The organism is Azospirillum fermentarium (assembly GCF_025961205.1).
Classification (GTDB): Bacteria; Pseudomonadota; Alphaproteobacteria; order Azospirillales; family Azospirillaceae; genus Azospirillum; species Azospirillum fermentarium.
The window spans coordinates 2397857-2412750 of the sequence record NZ_JAOQNH010000001.1 but is presented as its reverse complement, the minus strand read 5'-3'; the positions used below and the strand labels follow the sequence as shown (position 1 = coordinate 2412750).

Genomic DNA, 14894 nt, shown 5'->3' with positions numbered 1-14894 from the left:
ATACAGAATGTGGACAAGGGGTATGCGCTGTGTTACCTCTGTGTCCAAGGAAAGAAACCCGGCGGCCGGACACGGACCACCGGGCGGGATGACCGGAAAACCGGCGCCCGGACAAGGCACCGGACCACCAAGCGGCCCGAGGCTAGGGAGACAGAACCGATGGACATGCGCTTGTCCGAGGATCAGCTGGCGTTCCGCGAAGCGGCGCGGGAGTTCGCGCAGGGGGAAATGGCCCCCTACGCCGCCGGTTGGGATGACGACTCGATCTTCCCCGTGGATACGCTGCGCAAGGCGGCGGAGCTTGGCTTCGCCGGCATCTATGTGCGTGACGACGTGGGCGGCTCGGGGCTGGGCCGGCTGGACGCCGCCGTGATCTTCGAGGAGCTGGCCGCCGCCTGCCCCTCCACCGCCGCGTTCATCTCGATCCATAACATGGCGTCGTGGATGATCGACACCTGGGGTACCGACGGCCAGCGCCACCGCTGGCTGCCGGCGTTGACCACCATGGAGAAGTTCGCCAGCTACTGCCTGACCGAACCGGGGGCGGGGTCGGATGCGGCATCGCTGCGCACCCGCGCCGTGCGCGACGGCGACCATTACGTGCTGAACGGGTCCAAGGCCTTCATCTCCGGCGGCGGCGTGTCGGACGTGTACGTCTGCATGGTGCGCACCGGCGGGGAGGGGGCGGGGGGCATCTCCTGCATCGTGGTGGAAAAGGGCACCCCCGGCCTGTCGTTCGGCAAGCAGGAACACAAGCTGGGCTGGAAAAGCCAGCCCACCGCCGCCGTGATCTTCGACAATTGCCGCGTCCCCGCCGAAAACCTGATCGGTGCGGAGGGGGAGGGGTTCAAGATCGCCATGAAGGGGCTGGACGGCGGGCGTCTGAACATCGCCGCCTGCTCCATCGGCGGTGCGCGCTTCTGTCTGGAACAGGCGGTGGCCTACACCCGCGAGCGCAAGCAGTTCGGCAAGCCGCTCAGCGCCTTCCAGGCGCTGCAGTTCAAGCTGGCCGACATGGCGACCGAGCTTGACGCCGCCCGGCTGATGCTGCACCGCGCGGCCCTCAGCCTGGACGCCCGTTCGCCCGAGGCCACGGTGCAGTGCGCCATGGCCAAGCGCTTCGCCACCGACACCGGGTTCCAGGTCGCCAACGACGCGCTCCAGCTTCACGGCGGCTACGGCTACATCAAAGAGTACCCCATCGAGCGCATCTTCCGTGATCTGCGCGTTCATCAGATCCTGGAAGGCACCAACGAGATCATGCGCGTGATTATCGCCCGCCAGCTCACCGGCGGTTGAAAACAGCAAGAAACACCGGCCCCGCCCCTTCTCCGGCGGGCAAAGGGGACCGGCCGCACGTTCTGGGAGGAACATATGGCGACGATCGCCTTTATCGGACTCGGCAACATGGGTGCGCCGATGATGCGCAACCTGTTGAAGGCAGGCCACACGGTCCTGGCCTATGACCTTGCGCAGGATGCCTGTGCCGCGGCGAAAGAGGCCGGGGCCGGTGTCGCCGCCTCCCCGGCGGACGCCGCCGCGGGGGCGGAGGTGGTGGTCACCATGCTGCCGGCCGGCGCCCATGTCCGCGCGGTCTATATGGGCGAGGGTGGGGTGATCGCCGCGGCCAAGCCCGGCAGTCTGTTCATCGACAGTTCCACCGTCGATGTGGCCTCGGCCCGCGCGGTGGCGGCGGCGGCCACGGCGGCAGGCCACGCCATGGTCGATGCCCCGGTGTCTGGCGGTGTCGGCGGGGCGGCGGCGGGCACGCTGACCTTCATGGTCGGCGGCGACGACGCGGCGTTCGAACGCGCCCGCCCGATCCTGGAGGCCATGGGCAAGACCATCGTTCATGCCGGTGGTCCCGGTAACGGTCAGGCGGCCAAGATCTGCAACAACATGCTGCTCGGCATCTCCATGATCGGGGTGTCGGAAGCCTTCGCGCTCGCCGAAAAGCTGGGGCTGGACGCGCAGAAGCTGTTCGACATCTCGTCCAAATCGTCGGGCCAGTGCTGGTCGCTGACCAGCTATTGCCCGGTGCCGGGGCCGGTGCCCACCTCGCCCGCCAACCGCGAGTATCAGCCGGGCTTCGCCGCGGCGATGATGCTGAAGGATCTGAAGCTGGCGGTTGACGCCGGCCAGAGTGTCGGCGCGTCCCTGCCGCTGGGGGCCGAGGCGGCGCAGCTCTACACCCTGTTCTGCAACCTGGGCAATGCCGGCGTGGACTTCTCCGGCATCGTCAACATGCTCCGGGGCCGCTCATGAGCGCGCCCCCGGTGACCGGGGGCACCGATACCCCCATTTTCGAAGCGCGGGACGTCTCCTTGCGCTTCGGCGGCGTGCGGGCGCTGACGGATGTCAGCTTCTCGATCAAGAAGGGTGAGCTGTTCTCCATCATCGGGCCGAACGGTGCGGGCAAGACCTCCATGGTCAACTGCATCTCGGGGCGCTACCGCCCGACCGACGGCAAGGTGTTCTTCAAGGGCCAGGACGTGACACCCATGGCCCCCAACCAGCGCGCGGCCCTTGGCATCGGGCGCACGTTCCAGAATCTGGCGCTGTTCGGTCACATGACCGTGCTCGACAACATCATGGTCGGGCGCCACAACCAGCTTAAGAACAATTTCCTGACCGGCGCCCTCTATTGGTTCACCGGTGCGCGTAAGGAGGAACTGGCCCACCGGCGCGAGGTGGAAGAGATCATCGACTTCCTGGAAATCCAGCACGTGCGCAAGGCGACCGCCGGCACCCTGTCCTACGGCCTGCGCAAGCGGGTCGAACTGGCCCGCGCGGTGGCGTTGAAACCCGACCTGATCCTTCTGGACGAGCCGATGGCCGGCATGAACCTGGAGGAAAAGGAGGACATGGCCCGCTACATCGTCGATCTGAACGAGGAGTGGGGCATGACCGTGGTGATGATCGAACACGACATGGGTGTGGTGATGGACATCTCCCACCGGGTCATCGTGCTCGATTTCGGCCGCAAGATCGCCGAGGGCAAACCGGAAGAGGTGCTGGCCGATCCCCGCGTCCGCTCCGCCTATCTGGGCGAGGACGACGTGGAGGAGGCGCCCGCCGCTCCCCAGCAGCAGGAGGTTGCGTGATGTCCACCATTCCCAATCTCGACACCTACGACACCCTGCCGAAGCTGTTGGCGCTGCACGCCCGTGACCATGGCTCCGCGGTGGCCCTGCGCGAAAAGGACTTCGGCATCTGGAAGGAAATCACCTGGGCGGCGTTCCACGACCGGGTGCGGGCCTTTTCGCTCGGCCTGCTGGAACTGGGCGCCAAGCGCGGCGACGTGGTGGCGCTGATCGGCGACAACCGCCCCGACTGGGTGGGCGGGGAAATCGCCGCCCACGCCATCGGCGCCATGAGCCTGGGCATCTACCGCGACGCGCTGGACGAGGAAGTCTCCTACCTCATCACATACGCCGACGTACGGGTGATCTTCGCTGAGGATGAGGAGCAGGTTGACAAGCTCCTGAACCTGGGCGACCGCCTGGGCGGTGTGCACCGCATCATTTACTCCGACCCGCGGGGCATGCGCAAGTATTCCGATCCGCGGCTGATGCCGGCGGACGAACTGGTCCGGCTGGGGCAGGCGCGGGCGGCCCGCGAACCGCACCTGTACGACGAGCTGGTGGCCCAGACCCGCGGCGAGGATGTGGCCATCCTCTGCACCACCTCGGGCACCACGTCGAACCCGAAGCTGGCGATGCTGCCGTCAGGGCGGCTGCTGCGCCATTGCGCCAGCTATGTCTCCGCCGACCCCAAGGGGCCGGAGGACGAATACGTCTCCGTGCTGCCGCTGTCGTGGATCATGGAGCAGGTGTACGCGGTCGGCATGGGCATGCTGACGCGGATGCGCGTGAACTTCGTCGAGGAAGCCGAGACGATGATGAACGACTTCCGCGAGATCGGCCCGACCTTCGTGCTGTTCGCGCCCCGCCTGTGGGAAGCCATCGCGGCGGACGTGCGGGCGCGCATGATGGACGCCTCCCCCTTCAAGCAGAAGCTCTACGACTACGGCATGAAGCTGGGGCTGGAAGCGCTGGGGGAAAAGCGCCGGTCGGGGCTGGCGGACCAGATCCTGTACCGGGCGCTGCGCGATCGGTTGGGCTTCTCCAACCTGAAATCGGCGGCGACCGGCGGTGCGGCGCTGGGGCCGGACACCTTCCGCTTCTTCCAGGCGCTGGGGGTGCCGCTGCGCCAGATCTACGGCCAGACGGAAACCATGGGGGCCTACACGGTCCACCGCGGCACCGACGTGGATTTCGACACCGTGGGCGTGCCCTTTGACTCGGGCGTGCAGGTGAAGATCGAGAACCCCGACCAGAACGGCATGGGCGAGATCGTCGCCACCCACCCCAACATGTTCGCCGGCTATTACAAGAACGAGGCGGCGACCAATGCCGACGTGCGCGACGGCTGGATGCACACCGGGGACGCCGGCTTCATCGACAAGAAGGGGCATCTGGTCGTCATCGACCGCATCAAGGACATCGCCACCACCGCCAAGGGCGACCGCTTCAGCCCGCAGTACATCGAAAACAAGCTGAAGTTCAGCCCCTATGTGGCCGAGGCGGTGATCCTGGGCAACCAGCGCGATTACCTGTCCGCCATCATCTGCATCCGCTTCCCCATCGTGTCGAAGTGGGCGGAAAAGAACCGCATCGCCTTCACCACATACTCCGACCTGTCGTCCAAGACGGAAGTCTATGACCTGCTGCGGCAGGAGGTGGAGAAGGTCAACGCCACGCTGCCGGAGTTCCAGCGCATCTCCAAGTTCCTGCTGCTGTACAAGGAACTGGACGCCGACGACGGCGAGCTGACCCGCACCCGCAAGGTGCGCCGCGGCGTCATCGCCGAGAAATACGGCGACATCATCGACGCGGTGTACGCGGACCAGTCCACCATCGACGTGGACACCACCATCGCATTCCAGGACGGCACCAAGCAGCGCATCCGCACAACGCTGCGCGTGGTCGATCTGCTGCCCACCGGCGGAAAAGCGGCGACGAACAAGCCCGCCCCGGTCGCGGCCTGAGTGGCGGGAGGAAACGCCCCATGAACCTGTTGTTCCAACTTCTGGTCAACGGACTGATCGTCGGCGCGCTGTACGGCGTGGTGGCCATGTCGTTCGTGCTGATCTACAAAGCCAGCCGCATCGTGAACTTCGCCCAGGGCGAATTCCTGCTGATCGGCGCCTGGGCCTGCTGGTGGCTTTTGACCCACTGGCAACTGCCCTTCTACATCGGGTTCCCCATAACGCTCGCCTTCATGATGATCTTCGGCGTGGTGCTGCAGGTGGTGGTGCTGCGCCCGATGATCGGCGAGCCGATCATCTCGGTCATCATGGTGACCATCGGCCTGTCCATCTTCTTCCAGGCGCTGATGAAGTGGATGTTCGGCGTGTTCGCCAAGCCGTTCCCGGCCATCTTCGCCAGCCCCACCGTCAACGTGTTCGGTTTGGACGTGCAGACGGTCTATGTGGTCAGTCTGGTCATCTCGATCCTGATCATGGCCGGGTTCGGGTGGTTCTTCAAATTCTCCCGGATGGGGCTTGCCATGCGTGCCACCGCCTTCGACCAGCAGGTGGCGCAGTCGCTGGGCATCTCGGTCCGGCAGGTGTTCGCCATGAGCTGGGCGATTTCCGCCATGGTGTCGGCGGTGGCCGGCGTGGTGGTGGGCGTGGTCAACGGCGTGTCGTCGGCCCTGTCGTTCTTCGGCATCAAGGTGTTCCCCGCCGTCATCCTGGGCGGCCTGGACAGCGTGGTGGGGGCGGTGGTCGGCGGCCTGATCGTCGGCCTGCTGGAGAACATGGCCCATTACGTGGACAGCCAGTGGCTCAATTTCGGCAACATGTACGAAATCGCGCCCTTCTACGTGCTGATCGCCATCCTGATGGTGAAGCCCTACGGCCTGTTCGGCACCAAAGACATCGAGCGGGTGTGAGGACTACATGACCACGACCAGCATGATCCCGTGCGGCGATTTCAAGACCCGCTACGCCACCGACACCACCATTTTTCCCACGGCCACCAGCCGCAACTTCGCCATCCTGGGCATCGTGCTCTTGGCGGTGGCCCCGGCCTTCCTCGACCGCTACTGGCTCAACCTGCTGATCCAGATCGGCTATCTGGGCATTGCGGCGTTGGGGCTGAACATCCTGGTGGGCTTCACCGGGCAGATATCCATCGGCCATTCCGCCTTCTTCGGGTTCGGGGCCTTCGCCTCGGCCTGGATCAACAACAGGTTCGGTATCCCGGTGGCGCTCGCCATCCCGCTGGCCGGCGTGCTGACCACGGCGGTGGGCATGATCTTCGGCGTGCCGGCGGCGCGGCTGAAGGGGCTGTACCTGGCCATCGCCACGCTGGCGGCGCAGTACATCCTTCAGGACTTCTTCGCGCGGGCCAACTGGTTCACCGGCGGTGTCGCCGGCACCATCGCCGAGCCGTTCAGCCTGTTCGGCTTCGTGTTCGACACCGATGGCCGCTACTTCTACGTGGTGCTGTTCTACATGGTGGTCATGTACCTGCTGGCCACCAACCTGATGCGCACCCGTGACGGGCGGGCGCTGGTGGCGGTGCGCGACCATTACCTGTCCGCCGAAATGATGGGCATCAACCTGACCAAGTACCGCACCATGTCGTTCGGCATATCCGCCTTCTATGCGGGTATCGGCGGTGCGCTCTATGCCCATTATCTTCAGTTCGTTTCGGTGGAAGGCTTTACCATCCTGTTCTCGATCCAGTTCCTCGGCATGATCATCATCGGGGGTCTGGGGTCGATCATGGGGTCGCTGATGGGGACCGCGTTCATGGTTCTGCTGCCGGAACTGATGCAGGCGTCCACCGACCTGCTGTCGGGCACCGCCGTGGACCGGATGCTGAACCTGAAGGACTCCATCGCCTTCCTGCGCGAAATGGCGATCGGCGTGGTCATCATCCTGTTCCTGGTTTTCGAGCCGGACGGGCTGGCCCACCGTTGGAAGCAGATCAAGGCGTACTGGAAGCTCTACCCGTTCTCGCACTGAGCGGGCCAAAACCAAGCAAAAGCACCAATCAAAACAAACCAATCGAATTCAGGAGGAAACGACCAATGACCATGAAGACGGCGCTGCTGGCGGGTGTCGCCATCGCTCTCGGTGCGTCCGGCGCTCTGGCCGCCGACAAGATCCCGGTGGGGCATCTGGCCGATTATTCCGGCGCCACCTCCGACGTCGGCCAGCCGTTCGGCCAGGGCGTGGCCGATGCTCTGGCCTACATCAACGCCAACGGCGGCATCAATGGCAAGGCCATGGCGGTGGAAACCGTCGATTACTCCTATCAGGCCCCGCGCGCCATCAGCCAGTACAAGAAGTGGTCGGGCGGCAGCGACAAGGTGGCAGCCATCCAGGGCTGGGGCACCGCCGACACCGAAGCCCTGACCGGCTTCGTCGCCAAGGACGAGATCCCGTATTATTCCGGTTCCTACGCCGGGGCGCTGACCGATCCGACCGGCGGGTCGGGCCACAGCAAGGGCGCGCCGTACAACTTCTTCTACGGCCCGTCATACTCCGACGCGCTGCGTGCCATGCTGCTGTGGGCCAAGGACGATTGGGCCAAGAAGGGCGGGGCGGGCAAGCCCAAGTACGTCCACATGGGCGCCAACCACCCCTATCCCAACGCGCCCAAGGAAGCGGGCGAGTCGCTGGCCAAGGAACTGGGCTTCGACGTGCTGCCGGCGGTGCAGTTCGCGCTGACCCCCGGCGACTACACCGCCCAGTGCCTGACGCTGAAGGAAAGCGGCGCCAACTATGCCTATCTGGGCAACACCGCCGGCTCCAACATCTCGGTCTTGAAGGCGTGCCAGACCGTGGGCGCCACCGTCCAGTTCCTGGGCAACGTGTGGGGCATGGACGAGAACGCCATGAAGGCCGCCGGGTCGGCCGCCAGCGGCGTGATCTTCCCCGTGCGCACCGGCGCCATCTGGGGCGGCGACGCGCCGGGCATGAAGCTGGTGCAGGCGATCTCCAAGATCTCCGACGCCTCGGGCAACGCCTACCGTCCGGTGCATTACGTCACCGGCATCTGCTCGGCCTTCTACATGAAGGAAGCGATGGAATGGGCCGACAAGAACGGCGGCGTCACCGGCCCGAACATCCGCAAGGGCATGTACCAGAAGAAGGACTGGGTGCCGGCGGGGCTGGAAGGCGTGTGCGACCCGTCGTCGTGGACCGACAAGGACCACCGCGGCACCCTGACCGTCCATCTCTACAAGGCCAACGTGTCGGGCGACACCGGCGCCTCGGTGGCCGATCTGGTGAAGTCGGGCACGATCAAGCTGGAAAAGGCCGCCACCGTGGACGTGCCGCGCAAGCCGGAATGGCTGGGCTGGTAACCGGCTGACCTGTCCCGTGTTCCTCCTCCCCCCGTTTCCAGCCGGGGCGGGGGGAGGGGGAGCGGTTCTTTCTTCGCACTGAGGCGCCCCATGATGAACGCCGTTCCGGCCACCGCCGCGGTGGCCGCACCCGCCGCTGCACCCGAAAAGCGCATCCTGCTGTCGGTGAACAACATCGAGGTCGTGTACAACGACGTGATCCTGGTCCTGCGCGGCCTCAGCCTTCAGGTGCCGGAGGGGGAGATCGTGGCCCTGCTGGGCGCCAACGGCGCCGGCAAGTCCACCACGCTCAAGGCCATTTCCGGCCTGCTGAAGACCGAGGACGGAGAGGTCACCCGGGGCGACATCACCTTCGCCGGCGAGCGCATTAACGGCATCGACCCCGACCAGATCGTCCGCCGCGGCATCTTTCAGGTGATGGAAGGGCGGCGGATCATCGCCGACATGACCTGTCTGGAAAACCTGCGCCTCGGCGCCTTCACCCGCCGCGACGGCGGGGTGAAGGACGACATCGAGATGGTCTACCACTATTTCCCCCGCCTGAAGGAACGCACCGGGCTGGCCGGTTACCTGTCGGGCGGTGAGCAGCAGATGCTCGCCATCGGCCGCGCCATGATGGCCCGCCCGAAGCTGATCCTGATGGACGAGCCGTCCATGGGCCTGTCGCCGCTGATGGTGAAGGAGGTGTTCTCCATCATCCGCCAGATCAACCGCGACCTGGGCGTCACCATCCTGCTGGTGGAGCAGAACGCCCGCATGGCGCTGCAGGCGGCATCCAGCGGCTACATCATGGAAAGCGGCAAGGTGGTGCTGGACGGCACCGCGGACGAGCTGACCAACAACGAGGACGTGAAGGAATTCTACCTCGGCGGCGGCAACGAGGAGCGCAAGAGCTTCAAGAACCTCAAGAGCTTCAAGCGCCGCAAGCGGTGGATCTGAAGAGGACCGAAACCACCCCTCATCGTCATTCCCGCGAAGGCGGGAATCCAGGCATGAGCCGCGGTCAGCGGCGATATGAGTCCCGGACGCTTCGGCGCGGGAGAGACCTTCTGGATCCCAGCTTTCGCTGGGATGACGGTGAAAGGGAATGGTTTTCAGGAAAGCGCCGTGCGCGCGGCGGTTCTGGTGATGAGAAAAGCGCAAGAAAAGAACGGGGAGACGCAGTGCCATGGCCGACTTTTTCGATGACCTGGAAACCCGCTCAGCAGACGAGCGCGAGGCCGCCCTGTTCGGCGCGCTGCCGGGGCAGGTGGCCCACGCCAAGGCGGCGTCGCCCTATTTCGCCGCCCTGCTGGCGGAGGTGGACGCCGATGGGGTGGTGGACCGCGCCAGCCTCGCCCGCCTGCCGGTCACCCGCAAATCGGACCTGATCGACCTGCAGGGCACGGCCCCGCCGTTCGGCGGCATGCTGGCGGTGCCGCCGGGGGAACTGGCGCGCCTCTTCGTGTCGCCCGGTCCCATCTATGACGTGGAACCCCACGGGCGCGACCCGTGGCGCACGGCGCGCGCCCTGTTCGCCAGCGGCTTGCGCAAGGGCGACGTGGTGCAGAACTGCTTCGCCTACCATTTCACCCCCGCCGGCTCGATGTTCGAGAGCGGGGCGCACGCGGTGGGCTGCGCCGTCATCCCCGCCGGCACCGGCAACAGCGAGCAGCAGGCCGGCGTCATCCAACATTTGCGCCCGAAGGGCTACATCGGCACCCCCGATTTCCTGAAGATCATCCTGGACAAGGCGCAGGAGACCGGGGCCGACGTGTCGAGCCTGAAAATCGGCCATGTGACCGGCGGCGCCTTCACGCCTTCCCTGCGCGACCATTACGCCGAGCGTGGCGTGACGGTCTATCAGAGCTACGGCACCGCCGACCTGGGCCTGATCGCCTATGAAACCCCGGCCCGCGCGGGGCTGGTGGTGGATGAGAAGGTGATCGTCGAGATCGTCCGCCCCGGCACCGGCGACCCCGTGCCGGTGGGCGAGGTGGGGGAGGTGGTGGTCACCAGCTTCTGCCGCGCCTATCCCCTGATCCGCTTCGCCACCGGCGATCTGTCGGCGCTGCTGCCCGGCGTCAGCCCCTGCGGGCGCACCAACATCCGGCTGAGGGGCTGGATGGGCCGTGCCGACCAGACCACCAAGGTCAAGGGGATGTTCATCCACCCCCGCCAGATCGCCGAAATCCTGCGCCGTCACCCCGAGCTTGGCCGCGCGCGGCTTGTCGTCGGGCGGGCGGGCGACAACGATACCATGACCCTGCGGTGCGAGGCGGCCGGCGTTGCGTCCCCCGGCCTGCCGGACGCCGTGGCTGCGACCCTTCACGCGGTCTGCAACCTGAAAGGTGCGGTGGAGCTGTGCCCGCCCGACACCCTGCCCAACGACGGCAAGGTGATCGACGACACCCGCGCGTGACCCCCGACATTCACACAAAAGTCCCAAAGGACACGGATATCATGAGCGTCGATACCGCCATCCAGCTTGATCCCTTTGCCCTGGCCCGTGCGCTGTCGGGCAAGCACTTCATCGACGGCGAATTCCGGCCCGCGTCCGGCGGCAAGACCTTCCCCGTCGTCAATCCGGCCACCGGCGAGACGGTGGCGGAGGCGGCATTCGGTGAAGCCGCCGACGTGGATGCCGCCGTCGCCGCCGCGGTCAAGGCGCAAAAGGACTGGGCCAAGCGCCCGGCCCGTGAACGCGGCAAGCTGGTGGCCGAATGCGGCCGGCTGCTGACCGAGCGGGTGGAGGAACTGGGCCGCCTGATCGCGCTGGAAACCGGCAAGGCGCTGCGCACCGAATCCCGCGTGGAAGCGGGCGTGCTGGCCGACATGTTCACCTTCTTCGGCGGCCTGGGCGGCGAGTTGAAGGGCGAGACGGTGCCCTTCAACCCCACCATGCTGACCATGACCGTGCGCGAGCCGGTGGGGGTGGTGGGCGCCATCATCCCGTGGAACGTGCCCTTGCTGCTGATGGCGATGAAGATCGCCCCGGCGCTGGTGGCCGGCAATGCCGTGGTGGTCAAGTCGGCGGAAGAAGCTCCTCTGACCGTGCTGCGCGTCGTGCAGATCATGAACACCATCCTCCCGCCGGGGCTGGTCAGCATCCTGTCGGGCTTCGGCCCCGAATGCGGTGCGCCGCTGGTGTCGCACCCCAAGGTTAACAAGGTCACCTTCACCGGGTCGGTGGAAACGGGCCGCATCGTCTATAAGGCCGCGGCGGAAAAGCTGATCCCCGTCACGCTGGAACTGGGCGGCAAAAGCCCGATGATCGTGATGGCCGACGCCGACATGGATCAGGCGCTGGCCGGGGCCATCGCCGGCATGCGCTTCACCCGCCAGGGCCAGAGCTGCACCGCCGCCAGCCGCATCTTCGTCCACGACAGCATCCACGATGAATTCGTCGCCAAGCTGACCGCCAAGGTCAACACGCTGAAGATGGGCGACCCGCTGGATGAGGCCACCGACATCGGGACCATCATCTCGCAGCAGCAGATGGACCGGGTGAAAAGCTACATCGCCATCGGCAACGGGACGGCGGGCGCCACCGCCCACGTCTGCTCGGCCATGCCCACCGACCCCAAACTGGCCAAGGGGCTGTTCGTGCAGCCGCACGTCTTCACCGGCGTCACCAACGACGACCGCATCGCGCGGGAAGAGATCTTCGGCCCGGTCTGCTGCATCATCCGCTGGAGCGATTACGAAGAGGTGCTGGCCGCCGCCAACGACAGCGAATACGGCCTCGCCGCCTCCATCTGGACCCGCGACCTCAAGGCCGCCATGGACGCCGTGACCCGGCTGGAGGCCGGCTTCGTGCAGGTCAACCAGAACCTCGTCGTCCAGCCCAACCTGTCCTATGGCGGCGTCAAGACCTCGGGCCTTGGCAAGGAGGCCTCGCTGGAATCCATGCTGGAGCACTTCACCCACAAGAAGACCATCATCATCAACATGAAGTGATGCGTTGGCACCCCTTTCCCCCGCGGGGGAAAGGGGTGCCGCGGTCTCCGTTTGCGTTACCATACGGTTCCGTATTCCAAAACGCCGCACACCGCGTTAAGATCGGTGGCAACGAAAAACATCTTTTTGGGGGGAGTGCCCGTCATGCTGGCAAACCAGCTTCCGTCGCTGAATTTCGATCTGGGCGAAACCGCCGACATGCTGCGCGACAGCATCCGCAGCTTCTGCGCCGACCACGTGGCCCCGCGCGCCGCCGAGATCGACAGGACCAACGAATTCCCCAACGAACTCTGGCGCAAGCTGGGGGAACTGGGCGTGCTCGGCATCACCGCGGAGGAGGAATACGGCGGGGCCGGCATGGGCTATCTGGAGCATGTGATCGCGATGGAGGAAATCTCCCGCGCATCCGCCTCCGTGGGCCTCAGCTACGGCGCCCATTCCAACCTCTGCGTCAACCAGCTTCGCCGCAACGGCAATGCGGCGCAGAAGGCCAGGTATCTGCCCAAGCTGATTTCCGGCGAACACATCGGCGCGCTCGCCATGTCGGAACCGGGGGCCGGGTCGGACGTGGTGTCCATGCGCCTGCGCGCCGAGAAGAAGGGCGACCGCTACGTCCTGAACGGCACCAAGATGTGGATCACCAACGGCCCCGACGCCGACACGCTGGTGGTCTATGCCAAGACCGACCCCGAGGCGGGGCCGCGCGGCATCACCACCTTCATCGTCGAAAAGGGGATGAAGGGCTTCTCCGTCGCCCAGAAGCTGGACAAGCTCGGCATGCGCGGCTCCAACACCGGCGAGCTGGTGTTCGAGGACTGCGAAGTGCCCGAGGAAAACGTGCTGGGCACGGTGGGCAAGGGCGTCAACGTGCTGATGTCCGGCCTGGATTACGAACGCGCGGTGCTGGCCGGCGGCCCCACCGGCATCATGCAGGCGTGCATGGACGTGGTGATCCCCTACATCCACGACCGCAAGCAGTTCGGGCAGAGCATCGGCGAATTCCAGTTGATGCAGGGCAAGATCGCCGACATGTACACCACCATGAACGCCTGCAAGGCGTATGTGTACGCGGTGGCCAAGGCCTGCGACCGCGGCGAGACCACCCGCAAGGACGCCGCCGGCGTGATCCTCTACGCCGCGGAAAAGGCCACCTGGATGGCGTTGGAGGCGATCCAGGTGCTGGGCGGCAACGGCTATATCAACGAATACCCCACGGGCCGCCTGCTGCGCGATGCCAAGCTCTATGAGATCGGGGCCGGCACGTCGGAAATCCGCCGCATGCTGATCGGCCGCGAACTGTTCAACGAAACCAAGTAACCACCGGCACCTTAGACCAAAGGGAAGAGAGCCATGACCGATCCGGTCGTCATCGTCGCCGTTGCCCGCACCCCCATGGGCGGTTTCCAGGGTGATCTGGCCTCCGTCGCCGCGCCGCAGCTCGGTGCTGCCGCAATCAAGGCGGCGGTGGAGCGCGCCGGCATCGCCGCCGACGCGGTGGACGAGGTGTTCATGGGCAACGTGCTGCCCGCCGGCGTCGGTCAGGCCCCGGCGCGTCAGGCGGCACTCGGCGCCGGCCTGCCGCTGGGGGTGGGCTGCACCACCATCTCCAAGGTCTGCGGGTCGGGGATGAAGGCGGTGATGCTGGCCCACGATCTGCTGAAGGCCGGCACCGCCTCGGTCATGGTGGCGGGGGGCATGGAGAGCATGTCCAACGCCCCCTATCTGCTGGACCGGGCGCGCGGCGGCTACCGCCTGGGCCATGGGCGGGTGATCGACCATATGTTCTTCGACGGGCTGGAGGACGCCTATGACAAGGGGCGCCTGATGGGCACCTTTGCCGAGGAATGCGCCGATGCCTATGGCTTCACCCGCGAGGCCCAGGACGCCTATGCCATCGAAAGCCTGCGCCGCGCCAAGGCCGCCATCGAAACCGGGGCGTTTGCCGCCGAGGTGGTGCCGGTGACGGTGAAGGGCCGCAAGGGCGACACCCAGATCGTTCAGGACGAGCAGCCGCTGAAGGCCAGCCCCGACAAGATCCCCACCCTGAAGCCAGCCTTCCGCCCCGACGGCACGGTGACGGCGGCGAATTCGTCGTCCATCTCCGACGGCGGTGCAGCACTGGTGCTGATGCTGCGGTCGGAAGCGGAAAAGCGCGGCCTGCCCATCGTGGCGGAGATCAAGGGGCACACCAACCACGCCCAGAAGCCGTCATTGTTCACCACCGCCCCCGTCGGCGCCATGAGCAAGCTGTTCGACAAGGTGGGCTGGAAGGCCGGCGACGTTGACCTGTTCGAGATCAACGAAGCCTTTGCCGTGGTCACCATGGCCGCCATGCGCGACCTGGACCTGCCCCACGACAAGGTGAACGTCCACGGCGGTGCCTGTGCGCTGGGTCACCCCATCGGCGCGTCGGGTGCCCGCATTCTGGTGACGCTGCTGGCAGCGCTGGAGAAGTACGGGCTGAAGCGCGGTGTCGCCTCCTTGTGCATCGGCGGCGGCGAGGCGACGGCGGTCGCGGTCGAGCGGGTGTAAGAAAGAGGCGTTTCCCGGAAAGGCCGGGTTTGCGTGCC

The 14894-nt window shown here is 66.1% G+C and carries 12 protein-coding genes; all 12 read left to right on the top strand.

Annotated features, from left to right (window positions below):
* Positions 1-159: 159 nt before the first annotated feature.
* The gene (locus tag M2352_RS11330) at positions 160-1299 is read left to right on the top strand and encodes an isobutyryl-CoA dehydrogenase (protein ID WP_264664589.1); all 1140 of its coding nucleotides are present in this window, start codon (positions 160-162) and stop codon (positions 1297-1299) included.
* Between the two features lie 75 nt (positions 1300-1374).
* Entirely contained in the window at positions 1375-2265 is an 891-nt protein-coding gene (mmsB, locus tag M2352_RS11325; RefSeq protein ID WP_264664588.1) for a 3-hydroxyisobutyrate dehydrogenase, read from the top strand.
* A complete protein-coding gene (locus tag M2352_RS11320; RefSeq protein WP_264664587.1) occupies positions 2262-3104 on the top strand; it encodes an ABC transporter ATP-binding protein in 843 nt (280 codons plus the stop codon). The genes mmsB and M2352_RS11320 overlap by 4 nt, the downstream gene beginning before the upstream one ends.
* A complete protein-coding gene (locus M2352_RS11315; RefSeq protein WP_264664586.1) occupies positions 3104-5050 on the top strand; it encodes a long-chain fatty acid--CoA ligase in 1947 nt (648 codons plus the stop codon). Before M2352_RS11320 ends, M2352_RS11315 begins: the two co-directional genes overlap by 1 nt.
* 20 nt (positions 5051-5070) lie before the next feature.
* The gene (locus M2352_RS11310; RefSeq protein WP_264664585.1) at positions 5071-5958 is read left to right on the top strand and encodes a branched-chain amino acid ABC transporter permease; all 888 of its coding nucleotides are present in this window, start codon (positions 5071-5073) and stop codon (positions 5956-5958) included.
* Positions 5959-5965: 7 nt separating this feature from the next.
* Positions 5966-7039 (top strand): branched-chain amino acid ABC transporter permease, encoded by a 1074-nt coding sequence (locus tag M2352_RS11305; RefSeq protein ID WP_264664584.1) that lies wholly within the window; start codon positions 5966-5968, stop codon positions 7037-7039.
* 65 nt (positions 7040-7104) lie between these two features.
* Positions 7105-8385: an ABC transporter substrate-binding protein gene (locus tag M2352_RS11300; protein WP_264664583.1), complete on the top strand. Its 1281-nt coding sequence runs from the start codon at positions 7105-7107 to the stop codon at positions 8383-8385.
* A 93-nt stretch (positions 8386-8478) separates the two neighbouring features.
* Positions 8479-9324: an ABC transporter ATP-binding protein gene (locus tag M2352_RS11295; RefSeq protein ID WP_264665342.1), complete on the top strand. Its 846-nt coding sequence runs from the start codon at positions 8479-8481 to the stop codon at positions 9322-9324.
* 229 nt (positions 9325-9553) lie between these two features.
* A complete protein-coding gene (locus M2352_RS11290; protein WP_264664582.1) occupies positions 9554-10786 on the top strand; it encodes a phenylacetate--CoA ligase family protein in 1233 nt (410 codons plus the stop codon).
* Between the two features lie 41 nt (positions 10787-10827).
* Positions 10828-12324: an aldehyde dehydrogenase family protein gene (locus M2352_RS11285; protein ID WP_264664581.1), complete on the top strand. Its 1497-nt coding sequence runs from the start codon at positions 10828-10830 to the stop codon at positions 12322-12324.
* Positions 12325-12468: 144 nt separating this feature from the next.
* On the top strand, positions 12469-13641 hold the full coding sequence (locus M2352_RS11280) for an isovaleryl-CoA dehydrogenase (protein WP_264664580.1): 1173 nt from the start codon (positions 12469-12471) through the stop codon (positions 13639-13641).
* A 33-nt stretch (positions 13642-13674) separates the two neighbouring features.
* Positions 13675-14856, top strand: a complete 1182-nt coding sequence (locus M2352_RS11275) for an acetyl-CoA C-acyltransferase (RefSeq protein ID WP_264664579.1) — start codon at positions 13675-13677, stop codon at positions 14854-14856.
* Positions 14857-14894: the final 38 nt, after the last annotated feature.

Coding starts and splice junctions, on each gene's coding strand:
- M2352_RS11330 (WP_264664589.1), top strand. CDS start 160: ATGGACATGCGCTTGTCCGAGGATCAGCTGGCGTTCCGCGAAGCGGCG.
- mmsB (WP_264664588.1), top strand. CDS start 1,375: ATGGCGACGATCGCCTTTATCGGACTCGGCAACATGGGTGCGCCGATG.
- M2352_RS11320 (WP_264664587.1), top strand. CDS start 2,262: ATGAGCGCGCCCCCGGTGACCGGGGGCACCGATACCCCCATTTTCGAA.
- M2352_RS11315 (WP_264664586.1), top strand. CDS start 3,104: ATGTCCACCATTCCCAATCTCGACACCTACGACACCCTGCCGAAGCTG.
- M2352_RS11310 (WP_264664585.1), top strand. CDS start 5,071: ATGAACCTGTTGTTCCAACTTCTGGTCAACGGACTGATCGTCGGCGCG.
- M2352_RS11305 (WP_264664584.1), top strand. CDS start 5,966: ATGACCACGACCAGCATGATCCCGTGCGGCGATTTCAAGACCCGCTAC.
- M2352_RS11300 (WP_264664583.1), top strand. CDS start 7,105: ATGACCATGAAGACGGCGCTGCTGGCGGGTGTCGCCATCGCTCTCGGT.
- M2352_RS11295 (WP_264665342.1), top strand. CDS start 8,479: ATGAACGCCGTTCCGGCCACCGCCGCGGTGGCCGCACCCGCCGCTGCA.
- M2352_RS11290 (WP_264664582.1), top strand. CDS start 9,554: ATGGCCGACTTTTTCGATGACCTGGAAACCCGCTCAGCAGACGAGCGC.
- M2352_RS11285 (WP_264664581.1), top strand. CDS start 10,828: ATGAGCGTCGATACCGCCATCCAGCTTGATCCCTTTGCCCTGGCCCGT.
- M2352_RS11280 (WP_264664580.1), top strand. CDS start 12,469: ATGCTGGCAAACCAGCTTCCGTCGCTGAATTTCGATCTGGGCGAAACC.
- M2352_RS11275 (WP_264664579.1), top strand. CDS start 13,675: ATGACCGATCCGGTCGTCATCGTCGCCGTTGCCCGCACCCCCATGGGC.